The sequence below is a fragment of the Rothia sp. LK2588 genome, assembly GCF_040946465.1.
In the GTDB taxonomy this organism is placed as follows: domain Bacteria; phylum Actinomycetota; class Actinomycetes; order Actinomycetales; family Micrococcaceae; genus Rothia.
The window spans coordinates 141,735-163,293 of the sequence record NZ_JAYWLS010000003.1; the positions used below are offsets into that span (position 1 = coordinate 141,735).

Below are 21,559 nucleotides of genomic sequence, written 5' to 3' on the forward strand. Positions count from 1 at the left end.
GACTAGCGCACGCGGTGGAGGCCTCGGCGTGGCCGCGAACCGTGATTCCCCGCACCGCGGGCGTCCTGGGTTGCGGGGAATCCTCCGAGTGAACCAGGTTTAGCGGGTCACCTTAATCAGGCCGCGCGCCCCGCGTTCGGCCTCGGCGAAGGAGTGGTTGACGAAGGTGTAGGTACCGGGTTCGAGGAACTCCATCTCCACGAATCCGCCCTGTGCCGAGGCGAGGTCCAGCGACTGCGCGTGCCCACCGGTCACGCCGAACGCGTCACGACCCTCGCGGAGTAGGTAACCGCCCTCCTTGTAGACGGTGTCGAATTGTGAACCGACCACGTGAAAACTGATGCCCTTCGAGGGGCCGGCCGCCAACACCCACATACGCACGCGTTGCCCGACCTTGGCCTCGAGCGGCTTCTTGACGTACTGGGTCGCGTGGCCGTTGAACATGGTCACGGTGGGTACCCCCGCGGCCACCCCCTCGGGGGAGACCTCGGTGAGCTTGGCGCCCTTGCTCTGTTGGCCGGTGTCGGTCAGGTACGTCTCGTTCTGCACCAGCACCCATTCGTGATCCACCGGCGCGATGGAATCGGGGTCGATGACCACGGCGCCGAACATCCCGGCGGCGACGTGGGAGCTCATGGGCATGGTGGAGCAGTGATACAGCCAGATGCCCGAACCGCGCGCCTCGAAGCGGTAGGTCAGCTGCTCACCCGGGGCGATGGTGCGCATATTGCCGTCGGGGGAGACCATGCCCGCGTGGAAGTCGATCGAGTGGCCCATGGTGCCGCCGTTCTTCAGGGTGATCTCGAAGAGGTCGCCGCGGGCGCCGTGCAGAACCGGGCCCATGTACCGACCGTCGTAGGTCCACGATTTCATGCGCACGCCCGGCGCGATCTCGTTCTCGTTCTCGGCCACGTCGAAGGTCATGCGGTGTACGCGGCGGCCGCCCTCGGTGCTGAGCGTACCGAAGTCTGGCTTGTCGAGGGGCACCAGCACCGCATCTCGCGGGGTGAAGTCGGCCCCGGTCTCACCGGCCAGATCTATGTCAGCGCTGGTCATGGTCGACCCGGACATTGAGTGCTGGTGGGCGCCGTGGCCAGAATGGTCCGAACCTGCCTGGTTCGTGCCAGACTGACCCGCTGCCCCGGTCGCCACGACCTTGAACGTCATGCCCATCGCGCGGTGACCGATGATCGTGCACCAACCGTCTACATCCGAGGTGATCACGCCGGCGTCCAGGGTCTTGGTCTGACCCGGGTCGATGCGGCCGGTGTCTACGCCGGTGGCCAGCGCGAGGTCGTGCACGTTGGTCTGGTCAACGTTCTTGACGTCGATGATCAACCGATTGCCCACCGGCACCTCCACAGAGGCGGGCACGAAACGCATGTTCCCGTTCGCCTCGACGGCCACGCGGGTGGTGGCTCCCGTTCCCTCAGCCGAGTTGCCGGCGGCCATGAACCGCCGCAGTCCCGTGGACGAGGGGTTCACCGCCACGCCCGCGGCCACCGCAGCCAGCACCGCGCCCGAGCCGATCAGCAGCTCGCGCCGGGCGCGGGGAGCGGCGGGGGCGACGTCCTCGGGGGTGCGGTTGACCGGCGCCTCACCACGTGCGCGGGCCGCGATGACCTCTTTGCGGGCGGCGATGGATTTCTTGACCCCGCGTAGCATGAAGGGAATGAACAGGGCCAACGTCAACGCCCCGAGCACCGAGGTGGTCGCCCGCACCCAGGATCCGGTGATCGAGGCGGGCAGGGCGAAGAAGATGAGGCAGAGATTGATGATCGCAATGCGCCCAAACGAGAAGCGGGTGAACTCTTTGTTCGCCGCGCGGACGGCGGCCGGGCCGCCACCCATGCCCACCGGGAGCAGGTAGCTCATCGCGCCCAACAGCACCTGGAGTAAGAACCCGGCCACGAAGATCGGGGTGGTGGCGCGTAGCTTGAGGTCGGCGAAGTCATGCGTGGCGAGCATGACGATGTTCACGAGGACCCCGACCATCAGCCAGGCGACACCCGCGGCCACCGATAGGGTGGTGTACTCAATAGGTCTCTTCTTCGTGCAGGTCTTGACCATGAGGGTCGCCGCGATGGCCACGCCAACCAGGTAAACCCCGAGGCCGGTCATCGCCACCGGACGCCACCCGGCCAGCGCACCCGTGACAGTCACCGCGATGCCGGCGCACATGAGACCGAGGGCCTTCTTTGAGAAATCCAGCGCGCGCGGATGCATCTTGGTCCGCAGCATGGTCGGCCACAGCGTCATGAGCGTGCCGATCACGGTGATACCCACGAAGCCCAGCACGTTCACCGACTCGTGGGCGACCAGCAGGCGCATGTGCCAGTCGGTGCTCAGCGAATCGTTGGCGAGGATCGCGCCGAAGGTTGCTCCCACCGGCAGTAACCAGGCGGCAGCGATGTAGAAGCGAACGGTCGCGTCGAAACGGGCGGGTAGGGCCTGCCGGAGCTGCTTCAACAAGTACAGGCCGTGGTAGGCGACGATGCCCCCGACCGCGACCGACCCCACGATGGTCAGCGGGTAGATGCCGAAGACGACCCCGACCATGAGCACCACGATGCCCGCGTTGAGCGCGTAGACCCGCTTGACCTGACCGCCGCGCTCTTCGTCGGGCCGCCGGTTCTTCAGCAGGGCCTCGGTGAAATGCTGGCTCCAGATGAGGATCGAGTTGGTGATCAGGCCCAGGGCGACCATGTGCACCATGAGCCAGATCGAGTTCGGGATCCAGCGGTGCACGAAGATCGAGACGAACAGCACCATCATCCACACGCTGACCGGCTTGGACGCCTTGCGGTGCCAGCTCGCCCGCGCGGAGGCCTTGCGGGCGATTTGCTCTGGGGTGAGGGCGGGTTTTTGGTTATCAGCGCCTCCAAGCAAGTTGGGGCGGTTCGGCTGTTCGGTCACGGCGATCCTGGGGGTTGGTGGGCGGTCACCCTAAATAGGTATGTCTGGTACCAATTATAGGACGTTGGGAGCGGCTCCCGGCGTCCGGGCCTGCGCCCCGTAAACTTACTGACATGACCCTAGCCATTATCGTCACACTTATTGCCGCCGTCCTGATCGGAATCGGAATCGTCGGCATCATCTACCCGATTCTGCCCGGGTCTCTTTCCGTGCTCGCCGGCATCGTGCTCTGGTCGCTGACCGTGCGCGGCCCCGAAGGGTGGACCACCCTCGCCCTGGGCGGCTTGCTGGTGATTATCGGTATGACAGCGCAGTTCTTGCTGACCGGCCGCACGCTCAAGCGTGAGAAGATCCCCAACCGGTCGACGCTTTGGGGCGCGGTCGGCGCGGTCGTGGGAATGTTCGTGATCCCAGTGGTTGGTTTGTTTATTGGCTTCGCCGTGGGTCTGTACCTGAGTGAATCCGCACGTCACGGCAACTTTGCTCGTGCGTTGCCCTCGACGGGTAAGGCGCTGAAGTCGATGGGAATGGGCATTGTGGTGGAGTTAATGTGTGCGCTCGCCGCCGGCACGGTCTTCACGATCGCCATGTTCACCTATTTTGTGACTGCCTAGGTTTCTTCGCCGATCCGCGAGATCCCGATTTTTCACCGAGAGGCCGCGTGTAGGACGGCCTTTCGCAGAGAGGCCGACTCCCTGCCGAAAGGCCGCACTACAGACGGCCTTTCGGCATTAACCCTCCAGGGACGCGGCCTCTCGATGAGAGAACCTTTACGGGAACGGCCCTCGGCGCATGCATGTAATAACGGCCACATAAACCAACGCAAAGCCACGTAAAACCGCTTAAGTACTTAGGTCACCTTTACCCTAAACCGTTGAGGAACAAGAAAAGTAGGGGTTTGATAAAACCAACTAAACCAACTTTCTGGCGTGACCTCTGGAGTTTGCATGCACACCATCAGCCCCTACCTGGCGGAATTTCTCGGAACGATGATCATGGTGACGCTCGGCTGCGGCGTCATTGCCACCGTTGAACTCCGGCGCTCCAAAGGCCACGGTGACAATTTCTTCACCATCGCCTTCGGTTGGGGTTTCGCAGTCGCCTTCGGTGTTTACGCTTCGCACCATTATTCCGGCGGTCATCTCAACCCTGCCGTCTCCATTGGTCTCGCCGCCTATGGGGAATTTCCCTGGGCCAAGGTTCCCGGGTACATCCTCGCTCAGCTCTTGGGAGCGATGGCCGGTGCGTGCATGGTCTACCTGAACTACCTGCCGCACTGGAAGGCTACGGGTGACCGAAAGATTAAACTCGGTATCTTCGCCACGGTGCCCGCGATCCATAACTATTTCACCAACGCCCTCTCCGAGATGATCGGCACCTTCCTGTTGGTCTTCTCAGCGCTCTACGTCGGCGTCAATTTCACCCCGGAACTCAGCGGTTCGGCACTCACGCTGAACCTCAACGACGTCCTCAAGCCCATCGCCTTCGGGTTCATGGTGACCGTGCTGGTGATCGGCCTGGGTGGCCAGACCGGGTTCGCCCTGAATCCCGCCCGCGACCTCGGCCCGCGCATCATGCACGCCCTGTTGCCCATTCACGGCAAAGGACGCTCGCGGTGGTTTTACGCCTGGGTTCCGGTGGCGGCGCCGATCGCCGGCGGGCTGATGGGTGGCTCCTTCTTCACGCTGTACTACCACGGACGCATCTCGGGCTTCCTCTTCCTTTCCATCGCCGTAGCTTTGCTGGTGCTCGCCTTCGGTCTCTGGGCCAATAAGCACATGTATCGCGCCAAGTCGGCCGAGGTGATCCCGACCTTTGAAGACACCCGGGCGACAGCGGCGTCCGCGGCCAAAACCTACATCCCCACCGGTGAGGTGCCGGTGGTCAAGAAGAGCTTCTTCGAGTAGCCGCTCATTCCGGACGCCGGCGGCGGCTCACCCTCCCGCCGGATCCGCGAGATCCCGATTTTTCGCCGAGAGGCCGCCTCACTGTCGAGAGGTCGCATGTAGGACGGCCTTTCGACAGGGAACCGGCCCCTCGGCGAGGGAGCCTCCAAAAACCCCATCCTTCCGCCGGGAGCCCCCAGCCCCCAGGCAGTGTGCCACCCCTCACCGCACGTCCCGCCTCGCTACAACCGCAACCGGTAGACTAACCTGCGTGAAATCTTTGCTTACCCCGATCATCCTTGCAGCTACCGCCGTCTTCCAGGCGTATGGGTCATTTCAGTTCACCGGCGACACCGTAGTCTTGGCCGGCAAGATCTTCTTCCCGATTCTTTTCGCGCTGATGGCCATCTTCCTGGTGTGGCGCAATCCAGATACCGCCGACCGTTTCGGCGGCCCCCACGTCCTGTTGCTGGGGCTGAGCGTGATCGCTCTGCTGGCCTCGATCGCCGGCAAGGTGGCGTCCATCTTTCAGCTGTACCCGCAGGTGCTGATCTACTACGCGGTGTTCGCGTTGCTCGTGGTCGAGCTGGGATTGCGCATCGCCGCGTTGCCGAAGCGGGTCAAGGAGCGCAAGGTCTCGAAGCGCCAGGCACGCCGCAACCGCGGCACCAACCTGGTGGCCACCCCGAAGGGTGCCTCCGCTTCCCAGGACGCCGCCCGCGGCACCGCCGCAGACGGCAACTCCCAGAGCGTCGAGTCTGAGAACTCTTCCGCTGATGTTTCTTCGGAACGAGCATAATGCCCCGGATCTCCTCGCTGCGGGTCGAAGCCCCCAATAAGTTCGCGGTGGCAGCCTCGTTCGCCGTGCTCGCGTTCGTGCTGTTCTACACCATGCACTATGCGCTGACGATCGGCGCGCTCGACTTCACCGTGTACCGCGCCGGTGCGATGACTGTCTTCGACAACGAAGGTTTCACCAAGGATCTCTACGTCATCGACCTGATGCGGCTCTCCGATACGTTCTCGCTGCCGTTCACGTACCCGCCCTTCGCCGCGCTGATGTTCGTGCCGCTGGCGTTCATGCCCAAGTGGCTGGGCGTGGTGCTGATGATGTTTCTGGCGTGGGTCGTTGCGGCTTGGCTGGCGCTGGTGATTTACAACTACGCCGCCCAGCGTGGCCGCAATCTGCCGTTTCAGCCGGTGCTAGGACGCTGGGGCACACTGGCGTTGTTGCTGGCGGTGATCCTGTGGTCGGGCCCGTGGCTTCGCGGCATGGGTCTGGTGCAGATTAATCCGCTGATTATGGTGCTGGTGCTCTGGGATTTTCTGCGTCCGGCGACTCGTGTGCCGCGCGGTGTGCTGATCGGTATTGCCGGTGGTATTAAGCTCACCCCGCTGGCTTTCGGCCTGATCCTGTTGATGCGCAAGGACTTCAAGGGCGTGATCGCCCTGGGCGTTTCGTTCTTGGTGACGGTGGCGATCGGTTTCTTGTTGCTGCCGGCCGAGGCGGTGGAGTTCTGGACTTACGCGGTTTCCGATCCCTCGCGCGTGGGCAACATCAACTACGTGGACAACGTCTCGATTCAGGGCTGGCTCATGCACCTGGGCCTGACCGGTGCGGCGCTGAAGGTGTTGCACTATGGCCTGATTCTGGTGCTGTTGGTGGGTACCGCCTGGTTGATCGCGGTGATTGAGAAGCGCGGCATGGTGATGTCGCAGATCGCGCTCAACGCGTTCCTGATGCTGCAGATGAGCCCGATTTCGTGGTCGCATCACAATACCTGGTTGCCGCTGATTGCCGCCGCCCTCTGGTTGGATGCCTTCCCCAGCTTCTTCGCGCTGTGCGCCCGGTGGGTGCAGGTCTTGGCGATGGTGCTGGCTTGGGTGGGCGTGGTCGGCCTGTGGATCTCGCCGATGTGGATCGGTTCGAAGCTCTATGGCTCCTCGGAGGAGCTGGACTACATCTCGTCATGGCCGCTGATCATCTCGGCGATTCCGATTATCGCGCTGTTCTCGGCGATCATGCTGTGGATTGGGGTGGCTTTCGCTAAGCGTCACGCGGCGCTGCCCCGCGTGGATCAGCCTACCTAAAGGCACCTACAGCCTTCGGCCCCGCCGCCCCGCGGGCGGAGGTCTCCGCTATGCGCTCCAACTCAAACATTAAACGCCAGGACGCCGCCTCCCACCTTCCCGAGTTCCGTTGGGTTCTCGAGGGTGAGGGGTGGCGTCCTAGCGTTTAAAGCTCGCGAGTCGCGGCTACCGGCGACCTGCGTCGCGGGCGGAGTCCTTGCGTGAGGTGGGTTTTGCCAGGGCATTCATGAGCGCCATCACCGCACCCCCTCCGATGCTGCCTAGCGCAATAGTAGCTAAAGGTTTGAACCAAGAATCTATGCCTGCGGTAAGGCGGCCGGCGATCATAAAAACGGCTATTACCAACATGAACGTAATAATTGCGATGATGACTTGCTTCACATTATCCATGTGATCTAGAATACACGGGTATAAAATACAAAGCTATATCACTCTTAGTTGTCAGCTCTCTTCTAATACCAGTGGGATCAGCTTCTGGGTCTGAAGGTTTTTACTTGCAGAGCAGGGAATCGCCTGTCAGCCCTATAGGGGTTGCAGAAATGTATTCAGTAACTACACCTGAACAAACCATCGTGCAGGCCTTGGAGCACGCGATGCCACACATGGATGATCCAGAGAGGTATCAGGCTTCATTTATTAGCTATTTAGAGGCCAAGGGCTTTTCTGCAAATCTCTCACTTCCCACTGATGGGGTTTCAAAATCATCCGCTCCCACTCCATCCGCAGTACCTGCGGTTATCATTGCGGCCCGTTTTGCATTCTGTGTCTCAAGTGCCTACACCATTCTTGCGGATATTCCCGCTAATGCCTCGTACACAGATAAGGCTATGAGGGTAGGTGCAGCTATTGCAGGTTGTATTGGGGGTGGAGCCGCTGGAAATGTAGTTGGGCGCTGGATCATTAATAACCCGAGGATGGCCGCTAGCGTGTTCAATGCGGTTGGCTTAGGACATTTGAGTGGGGACTCCGCTCGTAGATAAAGGATGAAATAGCACCTTAAGATCGCATCTATTAAAAATGGACGCCGCCCCTCACCCTCGAGAACCCAACGGAACTCGGGAAGGTGAGGGGTGGCGTCCTTGTATTTGGTGTGTGAGTTTAGATCAGTTACCGCTGGTCTGCAAACAACCGATCTTCAACTCACATCGCAACCGCTAGGCCACCGAGACGCCGAGCAACATGCCCAGTCCGTAGGTGACGGCCAGGGCCAGCGCGCCGCCGATGACCACGCGGGCTGCGGCGCGGATGTACTTGGGCGATCCGCCCCACTTGGCGCCCAGGGTGCCGGTGATCGCCAGAGCGATGAGCACGCCGGCGAAGGTCAGCGGAATGCGGATGGATTCCGGCAACAACAGAATCAGTAGTACGGGCAGGAGCGAGCCGAGCAAGAAGGCACCCGCCGAGGCGAAGGCGGCCGACCACGGGGAGGGAATGTCTTCGGCGTCGATGCCCAGCTCGAAGTCGAGGTGGGCGTGCAGGGCGTCCTGTTCGGTGAGTTCGATGGCCGCCGAGCGTGCGGTGCGCTCGGAGAGGCCGCGCTGCATGAGGATCGCGGTCAGCTCGTTGAGTTCGGTCTCGGGGTCTTCGTCGAGCTCCTTGGTCTCCTTGGCGATCAGCGCCTGTTGGCTGTCGACCTGCGAGGAAACGGAGACGTATTCACCCAGCGCCATGGAGATAGCGCCACCGACTACGGCGGCCGCGGCGGCGATGCCGATGGTGTGGGTGTTGGTGGTTGCGCCGGCCACACCGACGACGGTGGCGGCGACGGAGACGATGCCGTCGTTGGCGCCGAGCACGGCGGCGCGCAGGCGGTTGAGCTTCTCCTGGTAGGCGGAGTTGTTGTGGGGTTCAAAGTCGTGCTGGTTGAAGCTGGAGGGGGCGTCGTGGTTGACGGAGGTCAACAGGTTGGCACGGCGTTCGAGGGAAGGGCGAGCCATAGCGAGGACGTCGGCTGCGGCCGGTGCGGGGTTGATTGAGGTGCTCATGGTTCGAGTAAACACCGGAAATTTCGGGTTTTCTAGCAAGGTTGCCATGACTGAAGGTGAATTTACGGTGCTCTAAAAATCCGCTAAGGCGCGCCTTAGTTTCCCGTGTTTGCGCGGTGGGAGCGGCGTCTCGGCCCACAATCCTCATCGATGATGGGTCAAAAATATGACGCACAGCGGCGGCCCCCACCCGTGTCGGATGGGGGCCGCCGCGTTTCACCTACCGCTAGTGCGCGGTGGGGCGGGTGTCTGCCTTACTTGGCGTCAACCAGATCGATGTTGGTGACGTTGAACTTGCTGGTGGCGTCACCCTGAACCTGGTAGGTGCAGGTACCGAAGTTGCCGGTCACGGTCACCGGGTAGGAGATGTGGGTGACGTGCTGGTCATCGGTGGCACCACCGGCCGAAGCTGCCGAGGAGTCTGCCAGGCGGAAGCTGGGAGCGAAGGCCGCGCCGCCACCGGGGAAGATGCCGCTAATGGTGCCGCCGGCTACCACGGGAGCGGTATAGGTCTGTCCGTTGAGCAGGGTGACCTCAGCGGGGCCCGCGGTTAGGGTTGCGGGGGTGCCTGCGGGCAGGTTACCGCCGTCCCAGTAGGCGCCGAAGGTGATCTGCTTGTCGAGCAGGTTGCCGCCGACCTCGGTGTGGGAGGGTGCGGAGAGGCGGAAGTCGTCTGCGGTGGGGCAGGCGGTGCCCTGTGCGGCCGCCGGTGCCTCCTGGGGTGCCGGTGCCGGGGCTGCGTTGGCGGCGGGTACGGCACCTGCGAAGAGGGAGCCGGCCATTGCTACTGCTGCGAGAGTTGCCTTAGTGCGCATGATGTAAGTCCTTTCGTTCGATTACTAAGTTGTCTTATCAACACTAGGTAACCATTGTGGGGCCTGTCCAACAAAATAACCTACATCTGTGGATTATTTGGGGGGTTACGAATGAAATCCCTCCTCAGGGCGCGGTTTTGAGTGAAGTGAAATAAATCACCGGGACCCTCTTGATTATTATGAGTTATTCATAATAAGCTAGTAACCAAGACGTTGAGGAACACTCAGCGGAATAAGAGACCTACCCGCCCAGCGCGCGGGTTAGCACAAGAGAAAGCGTGAAAAATGCCTGTACTGACCATTGGCGACGAATTCCCCGAGTACGAACTCACCGGCGTGATCCCCGGTGACCTCTCTAAGGTCGACGCGCAGCAGCCCGAAGACTACTTCACCACCGTCTCTTCCAAGGATCGCGACGAAGACCAATGGCGCGTCGTCTTCTTCTGGCCCAAGGACTTCACCTTCGTGTGCCCCACCGAGATCGCAGCTTTCGGCAAGCTCGCCGACGAGTTCGAGGCTCGCGACTGCCAGGTGATCGGCGCTTCCGTCGATAACGAATACACCCACTACGCATGGCGCCGTTCGCACGAGGAACTCAAGGATCTGCCCATCGTGATGGCATCCGACCTCAACCGCGAACTGGTCACCGCACTGGGTATCAAGAACGCTGACGGCGTTGCAGACCGCGCAACCTTCATCATCGACCCCAACAACGTGATCCAGTCGGTCTCCATCACCGCTGACTCCGTTGGTCGTAACACCGACGAGATCCTGCGCCAGCTGGACGCTCTGCAGTCCGACGAACTGTGCGCATGCAACTGGAAGAAGGGTGCTGCAACTATCGACGCTTTCAAGGAAATGGGTGGCGATAAGTAATGAGCATCGAAAACCTTCGTTCCGCACTGCCTTCGTACGCGAAGGACATGAACCTGAATCTTTCTTCCCTGACCCGCATCGGCTCGCTCACCGAGCAGCAGCTGTGGGGCACCATCCTCGCTACTGCGGCGGCCACCAAGGTGGACTCGGTCATCACCGAAATCGCCGCAGAAGCGAAAGAACACCTCTCTGAAGAGGCGTTCAACGCGGCACTGGGTGCAGCAACGATCATGGGGATGAATAACGTGCTGTACCGTACCCGCGGATTCCTCGACGGTGCTTACGACGATCAGCGTGCCAACCTGCGCATGCAGATCATCGGTAAGTCCGGCGGAATCGAAAAGGTTGATTTTGAGTTCTTCTCACTGGCTGTCTCCGCGGTCAACGGTTGCTCGCACTGTGTAGCCGCACACGAGCACACCGTCCGCGAAGAGGGCATGAGCAAGGACCAGGTCAACGAAGCCCTCCGCATCGCCTCCACTATGGCGGGTGTGGCGCAGGGTATTCAGCTTGCTGAGGCACTCGGCGAGTAACTATTACCGCATCAAAAAATACCGCGCGTTACCTTCTCGGTAACGCGCGGTATTTGTTGACCCGCGGCGCCCTGCATTTCACTGACAGGACGCCGCGACGGGGGATTGACGGAGACCGGCTGGCCGAAAGCTGCCCGAGTGATTACTCGAACTTGACTTCCCAGTCTCCGCCAAAGTTGTTGTCGACATACATCGGGGTGTCTTTACCCAGATTGTCGATGGTGGCGCTTCCCTCGTAGGACATATTCGAGGTGTCTACCACCGAATCGAACATGCCGTACTTCTTCTCGAGCGCCTCGAGACGGAAGGACGAAGATTCATCGTTACCCTTGAACTTCACCGAGGTCTTCTTGGCGTCGCCCTTGTAGATGAATGCCTGCGAGACATTACCCTTCACGGTGTCGCCCTTGCCGTAGCGGGGAGCGTCACCGGTTTCGTGAACGCGGACCACCCAGTCACCGGTGGAGTCCACGTTGATCTTGGTGGTGGGCTCGTAGTATTCCAGGTTGTTGTCCATCCACGCAGAACCCTTGACGGTTCCTGTGGTTCCGCCCTGCAGGGCGAAGAAATCGGTCATGCCGCCCTTATCGTCTGCACCCTCCAGGGTGATGGAGTTGTAGGAGCGGTCGTTGCCCTTGAACTCAAACTCGACCCACGCGGCACCGTTGGTGCCCTCGGGCTTCTCGATCTTCAGGGTTTCGTCACCGCTACCCTTGTATTCCTTGAACTTGCCCTTACCTTCGGAGGGAACGAAACCGGCGGTGCCCCTCGACGAGGAATCCTTGGACGGTTTCTCTTCAGCCACCGCGCTACTCGATGAGCTGGAGGACGGCGAGGCCGCGGGTTCGCTGTCGTCGTCCCCACCGTTGAGCAGCGCGGCGATCAGCAGACCCAGGCCCAAGAGGAGAGCCAGCAGAACCGCGCCGATGATGGTGAGAATACCGGCGGTGGTGGTGAAGAAGTTCTTCTTTTTCTGCGGGTCGGGTGCCGACGAACCGGTGTTGTACTGCGGGCCGGGGGAGTAGGCCCCCTGGGGCTGCGTGTTGCCCACGTGCGCGCCATTGCCCCCGGAGACAGAGCCGGCTGCCGCGCTCCCGGCGGCGGCAGAACCGGCAGCGGCTCCTGCCGGCGCGGCGGTCGATCCCGCGGTCTGGTTGGACGCGGTCGATCCGCCTGCGGTGTGACCCTCGACGTTCGATCCCACCGCGGTGTTGTCGGCATTGGTCAGGTGCTGAGCCTGAGATGCGGTCTCTTGCTCATCGTCTACCCAAAAATTCCAGCCCTCAGGTGCCGGGCCCCACGCAGGATCGGGTTGCCATCCTGGATCGGGCTGCCACCCGGCAGGAGGCTGAGGCCAGTTCGGCGGTACATTAAATCGCTGAGCCATGACGGTGCACCTTTACTAAATGTGTGTAAGAGAAGATGAGTCTGGTGTGTTTACTCACTGTATCTGGGACCGGTAAAGAGCAAATAACCTCTCGGCTAATTGTTACGTGGGGTGAGAGAACGGGGAATCTACTCCCTGGGGCCGAGGCGGGTGCGATTGCAACTGGCTAAGCTAAAGGATATGAGCGAGAACTATCCCGGTGCGCCCAACGAAACCCAAAGTCAGCCCAAAAATGCGGGGTATCCGCCGCTGGAAGGTAACTACTTTCCACCGCAACAAAACCTCGGTGGGCCGGTGCCGCCTGAATCATTACGCGGTGTTCAACCAGGTCAACCACCGGTAGCTCCGCCCGTGCCTCCTCAGGCCGCACCGGGCGTCCCCTCGCCCCCTGTGGCCCCCTGGCAGACCCAGGCGCCCGCCCCGTACTGGGCGCCCCCGGCGCCACCCGTGCGAGCGGAACAGCTGCAGTACCACCGCCTGGCATTGGCAGACCTCAACCACCGCTGGTGGAAGCCGCTCGTCGAGGCCCTCATCGCCGTGCCGATCTTCCTGGTTCTCTCGGTACTCATCGCTGTGGCCTATCTCGGGCATCTCTTCGTCACCGGTCAGCTCGACCTCGGTTCCGCCATGATGAACCTGGCCACCATCCAAGATAACTCCCTCACCAACCCGGCCACGTTCCTGTTCATGTTCACCCCGGTCATCATCATGTGGCCGGCGCTGTGGATCGGCCGACTCTGCATGGGGCCGCGCCCCTGGGGACTGATCCACTCGGTCGCCGGGCGCATCCGCTGGGGATGGCTCGTGCAAACCTTCGCGATCTCCATCGTGCTCTACGTGATCATCCCGACCGGTTTCGAACTGCTCAACGGCGCTGAGCTCCGCCCCGAAACCGACGCATCGGTGGGGCATATCGTGCTCATGCTCGCGCTCGTCCTGCTCATCGTGCCCTTCCAGTGCTACGCCGAAGAACTCGTGTTCCGCGGCTACCTCATGCAAACCATCGGACGTTGGCTCAAACACCCTGCCTTCGCGATCGTGCTGCCCGCCCCGCTCTTTATGCTCGGCCACGCCTACGACTTCTGGGGGCAGGCCTCCATCTTGGTCATGGGCATCGCCGCCGGATTCATGGCCTGGTACACGGGCGGCCTCGAAGCCGGGATCGCCATGCACGTGGTCAACAACCTCAACCTCATGGCACTCGGGGTGCTCGGACTGGCCGACCCCTTCGCGCAGAGCGGGGTGGGTTTCACCGACTTCCTCTTCGCCGCCGGCATCGAGATCGTGCTGGTTCTCGTGGTCATGTTCGCCGCCCGCAAGGCCGGAGTGGCGCGCTCGCAGGAATACCGGGTGGTCGACCGGTAACACTTCTCAACACCTCGACCGCCGAGTACCCCCTGTCTAGGATGGAGATATGACAGACCAGATCGCGCCCACCGTTGACCCCCACGAGAACATCGCCGACCTCACCCAGTTCGTCATCGATTCACCCACCAGCTACCACGCCGCCGCGTCAGTGGCGCAACGCCTGCAGGCCGCCGGGTTCAGCGAGCTGCGCGAGACCGAGTCGTGGGATGCGTCCGTGGCCTGCGGCAAGCACTTCGTGATCCGCGACGGTGCGATCATCGCCTGGGCCGGCCCGTCGACGGCCACCGCAGGCGCCGGGTACAAGGTGTTGGGCGCGCACACCGATTCGCCCTCCTTCAAGGTCAAGCCGAAGCCCTCGATCACCACCTTCGGGTGGAACCAGGTGGGCGTGGAGGTCTACGGCGGGGCGTTGCTCAACTCCTGGCTCGACCGCGAGCTCTGCCTGGCCGGCCGCCTGACCCTACGCCGCGGATCCGAGTTGCGCGAGGTGCTCGTGAAAACCGGGCCGCTGGCGCGCATCCCGCAACTGGCAATTCACCTCGACCGCTCGGCCAACGAGGGCCTGACCCTCGACAAGCAGAACAACATCTACCCGGTCTGGGGTGCAGGAACCACCGCCAACGACGTGCTCGGGTACGTGGCCGAGACCGGTACCGAAGAAAAGATCAACGCCGCCGACATCGTGGGTTACGACCTGCTCTTCGCCGACTCGCAGCCGCCGCGCGTCTTCGGGGCCGGTGAAGACTTCTTGGCCTCGGGGCGTCTCGATAACCTCTCTTCGGTGCACGCCGGACTGTGCGCGCTGGAACGCTACGTGGCATCGGGCGCCGAGGCCGCAGCCTCCGAGACCGTGATGCTGGCGGCCTTCGATCACGAGGAAATCGGCTCCGGCACCCGCTCCGGAGCGGCAGGACCCTTCCTCGAGGACGTCCTGGTGCGGCTTTCCGCGGCCCGCGGCGAGAGCACCGAGGCCTACCGTCGTTCGATCGCCGCTTCGGTCTGCCTCTCCTCCGACGCCGGGCACCTGGTTCATCCGAACTACGTGGGTCACCACGACGTGGTCAACCGTCCGGTGGCTGGCGGCGGCCCGCTGTTGAAGATCAACGCCAACCAGCGTTACTCTACCGACTCGGTGGGGGCCGGAATCTTCGCGCTGGCCTGCGACAAAGCCGGGGTTCCCTACCAGGAGTTCGTCTCGAACAACAACGTGCCCTGCGGTTCGACGATCGGCCCGATCACCGCCACCCGCCTGGGCATGCGCACCATCGACGTGGGCGTGGGGTTGCTGTCGATGCACTCGGCCCGTGAGATGGTCGCCGTGGACGACATGGCGTACCTGACCCGTGCGATCGAGGGCTTCTACCTCTCCTGATCCGCGAACTCCCGATTTCTGCACGAATTCCCTGCGCACAGTCGGGAATTCGTGCAAAAATCGGGAACTCGCCGATCGGGGTGGAGAAAGTTTCAGATTCTGGCAACCGCCCCTCTCCCCACCGTCGATGTGACCCAGCTAGCGTTAAAACCAACAGCAAGACCGTCGACGCTCTTGAAGGAGAACCGGATGACCACCCCGCAGAACCAGCACCAGACACCCCTCGGTATCGACCCCGACTGGTGGCGCCAAGCCGTCGTCTACCAGATCTACCCCCGCTCCTACGCCGACCGCGACGGCAACGGCATCGGCGACCTCAAAGGCATCACCCACCGCGTTCCCTACCTCAAAGAACTGGGCGTGGACGCCGTCTGGCTCTCCCCGTTCTATCCCTCCCAGCTGGCCGACGGCGGTTACGACGTCGACGACTACCGCGATGTCGACCCGAAGATCGGCACCCTGGACGACTTCGACGAGATGGCCGCGACCCTCAAGGACGCCGGGATCAAACTGATTGTCGACATCGTGCCGAACCACACGTCCAACCAGCACGAATGGTTCAAGGCCGCGCTCGCCGCCGGCCCCGGATCCCCCGAACGTGACCGCTACATCTTCCGCGAAGGCAAGGGGGAGAACGGCGAAGAACCGCCCAGCGACTGGGTCTCCATCTTCGGCGGCCCCGCCTGGGAGCGCGTCGAAGACGGCCAGTGGTATCTGCACATCTTCGCCACCGAACAGCCCGACCTCAACTGGCGCAACCCCGAGGTGCACGAAGATTTCAAGAAGACCCTGCGGTTCTGGTCTGACCGGGGCGTCGACGGCTTCCGCATCGACGTGGCCCACGGCAATGCCAAGGGCGACATGTGGGGCGACCTCCCCTCCGAGGCCGAACTGGCCGAGATCCCCCAGGAGGGCCAGCATCCCATCTGGGACCGCGACGAGGTGCACGAGATCTACAAGGAATGGCGCAAGGTCTTCAACGAGTACAACCCGCCGCGCACTGCAGTGGCCGAGGCCTGGGTGCAGACCCACCGGCGTCCGCCCTATGCTGCCCCGGACGAACTGGGCCAGGCCTTCAACTTCGACCTGCTCTCGGCGCGCTTCGACGCCGGCGAATTCCGCGACATCGTGGCGGAGAACCTGCGGCTCTCTGCCGAGTCGGGTTCGTCGAGTACCTGGGTGCTCTCTAACCACGACGTCGTGCGTCACGCTACCCGCTACGGCCTGCCGACCGTGGCGGATCGAAAGAACGAGGAGGTCGCCCGCGACTGGTTGCTGCGCGGTGGTCCCGCCGAGGAACTCGATCGTGCCCTGGGCGCCGCCCGCGCACGCGCCGCGACCCTGTTTATCCTGGCCCTGCCCGGGTCGGCGTATCTCTACCAGGGTGAGGAGCTGGGACTGCACGAGGTTGCAGAGATCCCGGACGCCGAGCGGCAGGACCCAACCTTCTTCCGCTCCCCGGGTGTGAACGTGGGCCGTGACGGGTGCCGCGTACCCCTGCCGTGGACGCGATCGGGCGAGTCGTTCGGCTTCGGTGAGGCGGGTGCGCACCTGCCGCAGCCGCAGTGGTTCGCTGAGTACTCCGTAGAGGCCGAAGATGACGAGACCGACTCAACGCTGAACCTGTACCGTTCCGCCTTGGCACGTCGCCGCGAACTGCAGACCGGGGAGGACCTCGAGTGGCTGGACACCGGCTCGGACGAGGTGCTGGCCTTCCGTCGTCTGAACGGCTGGGTGAACGTGACGAACTTCGGCACCGTGGCGGTCGCATTGCCGGCCGATCTCGCTGCGGCGGAACCGGTGGTGGCCTCCGGCGCATGGGACGGAAAGAACCTGCCGGGTTCGACGACGGTTTGGTTGCAGGTCTAACCCTTTTCTCCTGATCCGCGAGTTCCCGATTTCTGCACGTTGTGGACGCGCAGAGTCGGGAACTCGCGCATTTTTCGGGAATTCGCGGATCGGGGCGGAGCGGGGTGGCGGCCGCTTTCAGCCGGTTTTCAGTAACCGCGGGTAATTATTGAAGCTATGACTCAAGAAACCGGGCCTCGGAGCCCACAGAAAACCACCTACTCGCGCAGGGGTGTGTTGCGGGGCGACGAGACGATCGGTTCCATCACCCCCGGATCGACCAACAGCGAGACCGCCAATCGCGTCAACCAGATGGACGAAGCGCAGGCACGCGCCGCGCTCAAAACCCAGTATCACCGCGTGCGCCTGCTCAGCCTCGGGGTGGGCGGCCTGATTCTCTTCATCGCTCTCATGCTGGTGAACGTGCACAGCCCGGCGAATCCGGTGGACCAGGCGATTTGGGACGCCTTCATTGACATCCGCACCGGGTGCCTCAACCGCCCCGTGGAGATCTTCACCAGCGGCTTCTCGGTGTTGCCGGACATGTGCTACTCGATCGTGGCGATTGTGGCGATCGGCCTGTGGCGGAAGTCGTGGTGGCCGGCGGTGACGATCGGGTTGTCGATGATCCTGGCCCCGGCGGCGATGGTGTTGGTGAAGAACATTATCGACCGCACGCGTCCGCCGCTGATCGACCGTTTGGTCAGCGAGACGTCGTTTTCTTTCCCGTCGGGGCACGCCACCGGTGTGGCCGCCCTGGTGGTCTCGGTGTACCTGGCGATGCACGCGGTGCTCAGCCGCACTGCCCGGCGGGTAGTGGGAATGTTGCTGGCGGTGTTGGCGATCGCGGTGGCCTGCTCCCGCCTGTATGTGGCGGTGCACTGGGGCACGGACGTCCTGGGTGGCTTGACCCTGGGCACCACGGTGACCTGCCTGGTCTACGCGATCTTCCCCAAGATACTTTTGCCCCTGCGCTAGGGCGTCTTCCCCTCCTCCCGATCCGCGAGTTCCCGATTTTTGCACGTTGTGGACGCGCACAGTCGGGAACTCGCGCATTTTTCGGGAACTCGCGGATCAGCTCGGGTGCTAACCTACAGGCCCTCAACCGCCTTGCGTAGCTCCTCAGGCGCGTCGTCGTAGGAGGTCACGACCTCCAATAAGACCAGCTTCTCGGGGTTGTCAGCCGTTACCTTCAACGCCTCGGCCAGTTCCCGCCCGGTGGTTGCACGTAGCACCAGGGAGTCTTCTTCGCGCGCACCGAAGAAGGGCAGCGCCAGTTCCCAGCGCCAGGTCGGGATCTCGTTGTACTGCTCTTCGGGGCCGTGAATCACGCGTTCCACGGTGTAACCCTCGTTGTTGACCAGAATGATCACCGCCGGTAACCCCTCGCGGATCACCTGGCCCAGCTCCTGCACAGTCAGCTGCGCGGCACCGTCACCGATGAGCAGGATCGGACGCTTAGAACGGTCGGCCATGCCCGCGCCGAACATCGCCGGCAGGGTGTAACCGATCGAACCCCACATGGGCTGACCGATGAAGAACGCCCCGGCGGGCAGGCGGTGAGTCGACATACCGAAGTAGCTGGTGCCCTGGTCTGCCACCACGATGTTCTCGGACGACAGTGCCCCGGTGACCTGCGCCCAGAGGTTGTCCTGGGTGAGCGGGGCGTCCGAGGTGTCGGGGGTTGCGCTCGCCTGCACCTCGCCTTCGACCGCGGTGCCCTCGGTGTGGTTTTCCACCAGAACCTTGGTGAGAATCTCCATGGAACGCTGCAGCGAGAGCGGAGTGAAAGTCTCACCCCCAACCTTGGCCACGTGCGCCTTGAGGTCCACGGTGCGGGCGGGGTCGATCTGCATGGAGAACCCGGCGGTGGTGTTGTCGGTGAACTCAACACCCAGGCTCAACAGCATCTCGGCGTCTTCGACCGCGGCGCGGACCTCCGGTGATGACGAGGAGCCCGAGTAGATCCCGATGAACTGGCTGGAAGACTCATTGACCAGGCTCTTGCCCCAGCTGAGCGTCCCGACGGGCAATCGGTTCTCGGCGAGCAGGGTCTCCAGTTCGTCGGTGGCACCCAGGCGGTGCACGAGCAGGTCAGCCAGGATGGTGGCCTTCTTGCCGGGCACGAATCTGCGGAGGGCGTCCTCGAAGGCTTGTGCGGCGGCGTCCGTGGTGGTTTCGGTGATGAGTTCCAGGGCAGAGGACGGCGGTTGGCAGGGGGTCTTGGCGACGTCCGCGGCCAGCATGATCATGCCCGGTTGCTTGGCGTACATAACCGAACGCAGCACACGGTCGATCTCCCAGGTGGCGGTCGGTGCGTTCAGGTTGGAGGTGGCGCAGCAGACCTCGTCGGCCATGCGGATGAAGTGCTCGAAGTCGCCGTCGCCGAGGGAGTGGTGGACCTTGCGCCCGGCGGCCTGGATCTCTTTGCTAGGCGCGCCCACCACGTGCACCACGGGAACGTTCTCGGTGTAGGCGCCGGCGATGGCGTTGATGGCCGAGAGCTCCCCGACGCCGAAGGTGGTCAACAGGGCACCGATGCCGCGCACGCGCGCGTATCCGTCTGCGGAGTAACCGGCATTGAGCTCGTTAGCCGAGCCGACCCAGCGGATCTTGTCGTGGCTGATAACCGTGTCGAGAAAGTGCAGGTTGTAGTCCCCGGGGACTCCGAACAGCTCGGTGAGCCCGAGCTCAGCCAGGCGATCGAGCAGGTAGTGCCCGATGGTGTAGGTAGATGACATAGGGGGTTGGTTCCTTTCTTTACCGTCTGCGAGTTCCCGATTTTTGTGCGTTCAGGACGCACACAGCAGGGAATTCGCGCAAAAAGCGGGAGTTCGCGGATCTAGAGGAGAAGGTGGGCGACCGGCGCCGTGAGCAGGATGCTCAACACCACGCGCTCAAACCAGATGACGATCAGGTGCCAGAACTTGACCGGGATGTCGGTGGCCATAATCGAGGGGACCATCGCAGACAAGAAGATGATCTCGGAGATGGCCACCACCGCCACGATGAAGGTCAGCACGGTCGCCCCCAGATCGGCGACCTCTGTGGCGGGGAGGAACATCTCAACCAGCCCCAGGCTGATGGCTTTGCCACCCAAGAGTGCATCGTTTACGCCCGCCAGTTTGAGGAAGGGCACGAAGATCCACCCCAGCCAGTCGAAGATGGGGGTGTGCTTGGCGGCCAACAGACCCAGAAGTCCCACCGACATGATGGAGGGCAAGATAGCGGCCGCCATGAGCACTCCGTCTTTGAGATTCAGCCACATCGTGGGGAAAACGCCGGGGTTCTGCCGCAGGGTGCCGCGTGCCTGGGCCCAGGCGGTGGCGAACTTTCGGCGGGGCACGTCCTGTTCGATGTTGGGAACGGAGCCGGGGTAGTGCTCGTCGGGCACGCTGGCGATCGGCGGGATCCGCACGGTGATGGCGGTGACTACGAAGGTGACGATCAGAGCGGTGAAGAAGTACTGCAGCCACATGTCCATCAGCCCCAGGGTCTTGGCGACGATGACCATGAAGGTCACCGACACGGTGGAGAAACCGGTGGCGATGATGGCGGCCTCTCGGGCGGTGTATCCACCGGCCTTATAGACGCGGTTGGTCAGCAGGAGTCCCAGCGAGTACGAGCCGACGAAACTGGCCACGGCGTCCACCGCGGAGCGTCCGGGGGTGCGCCAGATCGGTTTCATGACCGGGCGAACGAACACGCCCAAGAATTCCATCAGCCCGAACCCGATCAAGAACCCGAGGAAGATGCCACCGATGGGCACGATGAGCCCCACCGAGGTGACGAGCGTGTTCCAGAGGAAGGGCCCGATGGACTTCTCGGCCAGCCAAGCCGGCGGGGAGGTCATCATCAACACCGCCGCGACCAGTCCCAGGATGTTGAGGAAGGCGAAGATGGTCTGGGTGGCCGACCGCCGCCAGTGTCCGGTGACGAAAGGGCGCACGGTGCCGAGCACGATCAGCGCCAGCATCAGCCACGGCACAACCGGCCCGGCGTAGGTTTTCACCCCTGTGACGAGGTGGTCGAGTGAGATAGAGCTTTTGCCACCGATTTCGATCGGGATGAAGAACATGAAGATGCCGAGGAGCGAACACAGGATAAGGGTGAGTGCGTCTTTGCTGGCACCCGGTGTGCCCACCGGGGTGAGCGCGGCGGTCTGTTGCTCGCTGATGAAGTGCTCAGACATGAAACTCCTTTTCGTCACGGCCGATCGGCGAACTCCCGTTTTTGTGCGTTCAGGACGCGCACAGTCGGGAATTCGCGCAAAATCGGGGACTCGCAGTGAGAGGTGTGGGTGTTCTGGGTCACGTCTACTGTACTACCCCGCGTACTCCTTCCAGTTTTCACCTAGTGAAAATTTAATTTTGTTCTGTGAAACCCTCCTGATAAATAAAGAGTCAGCCATCACATCTGTGTAATGTTCTGAATCACAGGGTTCATCTGTGACCGCCGCCACCCGGCGGTCCTCATTGCAGA

At 62.6% G+C, this 21,559-nt stretch carries 17 protein-coding genes; 11 read left to right on the forward strand and 6 right to left on the reverse strand.

The genetic code is table 11. From position 1 onward, the window contains the following. Positions 1 to 99: 99 nt before the first annotated feature. Entirely contained in the window at positions 100 to 2,916 is a 2,817-nt protein-coding gene (locus tag VVR12_RS07735; RefSeq protein ID WP_368550619.1) for a multicopper oxidase domain-containing protein, read from the reverse strand. Positions 2,917 to 3,029: 113 nt separating this feature from the next. On the opposite strand from VVR12_RS07735, the gene VVR12_RS07740 reads away from it, so the two are divergent. The 5 genes from VVR12_RS07740 (at position 3,030) to VVR12_RS07760 (ending at position 7,873) form a co-directional block, all read left to right on the forward strand. Next, positions 3,030 to 3,530 (forward strand): DUF456 domain-containing protein, encoded by a 501-nt coding sequence (locus VVR12_RS07740; protein ID WP_368550620.1) that lies wholly within the window; start codon positions 3,030 to 3,032, stop codon positions 3,528 to 3,530. A gap of 333 nt (positions 3,531 to 3,863) precedes the next feature. Continuing rightward, positions 3,864 to 4,823, forward strand: coding sequence for an MIP/aquaporin family protein (locus tag VVR12_RS07745; RefSeq protein WP_368550621.1), 960 nt, complete (start codon positions 3,864 to 3,866; stop codon positions 4,821 to 4,823). A gap of 250 nt (positions 4,824 to 5,073) precedes the next feature. Further along, positions 5,074 to 5,601 (forward strand): hypothetical protein, encoded by a 528-nt coding sequence (locus tag VVR12_RS07750; protein ID WP_368550622.1) that lies wholly within the window; start codon positions 5,074 to 5,076, stop codon positions 5,599 to 5,601. After that, complete coding sequence (locus VVR12_RS07755; protein WP_368550623.1) at positions 5,601 to 6,893, forward strand: glycosyltransferase 87 family protein; 1,293 nt, start codon at positions 5,601 to 5,603, stop codon at positions 6,891 to 6,893. The genes VVR12_RS07750 and VVR12_RS07755 overlap by 1 nt, the downstream gene beginning before the upstream one ends. 539 nt (positions 6,894 to 7,432) lie before the next feature. Beyond that, positions 7,433 to 7,873 (forward strand): hypothetical protein, encoded by a 441-nt coding sequence (locus VVR12_RS07760; protein WP_368550624.1) that lies wholly within the window; start codon positions 7,433 to 7,435, stop codon positions 7,871 to 7,873. A 174-nt stretch (positions 7,874 to 8,047) separates the two neighbouring features. Here the strand turns inward: VVR12_RS07760 and VVR12_RS07765 are convergent, their stop codons facing one another. Beyond that, on the reverse strand, positions 8,048 to 8,878 hold the full coding sequence (locus VVR12_RS07765; RefSeq protein WP_368550625.1) for a VIT1/CCC1 transporter family protein: 831 nt from the start codon (positions 8,876 to 8,878) through the stop codon (positions 8,048 to 8,050). A 254-nt stretch (positions 8,879 to 9,132) separates the two neighbouring features. Beyond that, positions 9,133 to 9,693, reverse strand: a complete 561-nt coding sequence (locus VVR12_RS07770; RefSeq protein WP_368550626.1) for a hypothetical protein — start codon at positions 9,691 to 9,693, stop codon at positions 9,133 to 9,135. A gap of 285 nt (positions 9,694 to 9,978) precedes the next feature. On the opposite strand from VVR12_RS07770, the gene VVR12_RS07775 reads away from it, so the two are divergent. Beyond that, positions 9,979 to 10,569: a peroxiredoxin gene (locus tag VVR12_RS07775; RefSeq protein ID WP_368550627.1), complete on the forward strand. Its 591-nt coding sequence runs from the start codon at positions 9,979 to 9,981 to the stop codon at positions 10,567 to 10,569. Then, positions 10,569 to 11,102, forward strand: a complete 534-nt coding sequence (locus VVR12_RS07780) for a carboxymuconolactone decarboxylase family protein (RefSeq protein WP_368550628.1) — start codon at positions 10,569 to 10,571, stop codon at positions 11,100 to 11,102. The genes VVR12_RS07775 and VVR12_RS07780 overlap by 1 nt, the downstream gene beginning before the upstream one ends. 142 nt (positions 11,103 to 11,244) lie before the next feature. On the opposite strand, the gene VVR12_RS07785 is transcribed toward VVR12_RS07780, so the two are convergent. Next, complete coding sequence (locus VVR12_RS07785; protein ID WP_368550629.1) at positions 11,245 to 12,489, reverse strand: hypothetical protein; 1,245 nt, start codon at positions 12,487 to 12,489, stop codon at positions 11,245 to 11,247. 180 nt (positions 12,490 to 12,669) lie between these two features. Here VVR12_RS07785 and VVR12_RS07790 point away from each other — a divergent pair, with 180 nt between their 5' ends. The 4 genes from VVR12_RS07790 (at position 12,670) to VVR12_RS07805 (ending at position 18,055) form a co-directional block, all read left to right on the forward strand. Beyond that, positions 12,670 to 13,854, forward strand: coding sequence for a lysostaphin resistance A-like protein (locus VVR12_RS07790; protein ID WP_368550630.1), 1,185 nt, complete (start codon positions 12,670 to 12,672; stop codon positions 13,852 to 13,854). A 49-nt stretch (positions 13,855 to 13,903) separates the two neighbouring features. After that, entirely contained in the window at positions 13,904 to 15,229 is a 1,326-nt protein-coding gene (locus VVR12_RS07795) for a M18 family aminopeptidase (RefSeq protein WP_368550631.1), read from the forward strand. A 189-nt stretch (positions 15,230 to 15,418) separates the two neighbouring features. Beyond that, entirely contained in the window at positions 15,419 to 17,098 is a 1,680-nt protein-coding gene (locus VVR12_RS07800; protein WP_368550632.1) for a glycoside hydrolase family 13 protein, read from the forward strand. A 156-nt stretch (positions 17,099 to 17,254) separates the two neighbouring features. Continuing rightward, positions 17,255 to 18,055 carry a phosphatase PAP2 family protein gene (locus VVR12_RS07805; RefSeq protein ID WP_368550633.1) on the forward strand — a complete coding sequence of 267 codons (801 nt, stop codon included), beginning with the start codon at positions 17,255 to 17,257 and terminating at the stop codon, positions 18,053 to 18,055. A gap of 113 nt (positions 18,056 to 18,168) precedes the next feature. Here VVR12_RS07805 and VVR12_RS07810 read toward each other — a convergent pair whose 3' ends face one another. Both VVR12_RS07810 and VVR12_RS07815 read right to left on the reverse strand, forming a co-directional pair. Then, positions 18,169 to 19,818, reverse strand: a complete 1,650-nt coding sequence (locus VVR12_RS07810; protein ID WP_368550634.1) for an alpha-keto acid decarboxylase family protein — start codon at positions 19,816 to 19,818, stop codon at positions 18,169 to 18,171. Positions 19,819 to 19,919: 101 nt separating this feature from the next. Continuing rightward, positions 19,920 to 21,269, reverse strand: a complete 1,350-nt coding sequence (locus VVR12_RS07815; protein ID WP_368550635.1) for a YjiH family protein — start codon at positions 21,267 to 21,269, stop codon at positions 19,920 to 19,922. Positions 21,270 to 21,559 lie beyond the last annotated feature (290 nt).

Excerpts from the sequence above, each read along its gene's own strand:
- VVR12_RS07740 (WP_368550620.1), top strand. The coding sequence starts at position 3,030 with ATGACCCTAGCCATTATCGTCACACTTATTGCCGCCGTCCTGATCGGA.
- VVR12_RS07745 (WP_368550621.1), top strand. The coding sequence starts at position 3,864 with ATGCACACCATCAGCCCCTACCTGGCGGAATTTCTCGGAACGATGATC.
- VVR12_RS07755 (WP_368550623.1), top strand. The coding sequence starts at position 5,601 with ATGCCCCGGATCTCCTCGCTGCGGGTCGAAGCCCCCAATAAGTTCGCG.
- VVR12_RS07760 (WP_368550624.1), top strand. The coding sequence starts at position 7,433 with ATGTATTCAGTAACTACACCTGAACAAACCATCGTGCAGGCCTTGGAG.
- VVR12_RS07765 (WP_368550625.1), bottom strand. The coding sequence starts at position 8,878 with ATGAGCACCTCAATCAACCCCGCACCGGCCGCAGCCGACGTCCTCGCT.
- VVR12_RS07770 (WP_368550626.1), bottom strand. The coding sequence starts at position 9,693 with ATGCGCACTAAGGCAACTCTCGCAGCAGTAGCAATGGCCGGCTCCCTC.
- VVR12_RS07775 (WP_368550627.1), top strand. The coding sequence starts at position 9,979 with ATGCCTGTACTGACCATTGGCGACGAATTCCCCGAGTACGAACTCACC.
- VVR12_RS07780 (WP_368550628.1), top strand. The coding sequence starts at position 10,569 with ATGAGCATCGAAAACCTTCGTTCCGCACTGCCTTCGTACGCGAAGGAC.
- VVR12_RS07785 (WP_368550629.1), bottom strand. The coding sequence starts at position 12,489 with ATGGCTCAGCGATTTAATGTACCGCCGAACTGGCCTCAGCCTCCTGCC.
- VVR12_RS07790 (WP_368550630.1), top strand. The coding sequence starts at position 12,670 with ATGAGCGAGAACTATCCCGGTGCGCCCAACGAAACCCAAAGTCAGCCC.
- VVR12_RS07795 (WP_368550631.1), top strand. The coding sequence starts at position 13,904 with ATGACAGACCAGATCGCGCCCACCGTTGACCCCCACGAGAACATCGCC.
- VVR12_RS07800 (WP_368550632.1), top strand. The coding sequence starts at position 15,419 with ATGACCACCCCGCAGAACCAGCACCAGACACCCCTCGGTATCGACCCC.
- VVR12_RS07805 (WP_368550633.1), top strand. The coding sequence starts at position 17,255 with ATGACTCAAGAAACCGGGCCTCGGAGCCCACAGAAAACCACCTACTCG.
- VVR12_RS07810 (WP_368550634.1), bottom strand. The coding sequence starts at position 19,818 with ATGTCATCTACCTACACCATCGGGCACTACCTGCTCGATCGCCTGGCT.
- VVR12_RS07815 (WP_368550635.1), bottom strand. The coding sequence starts at position 21,269 with ATGTCTGAGCACTTCATCAGCGAGCAACAGACCGCCGCGCTCACCCCG.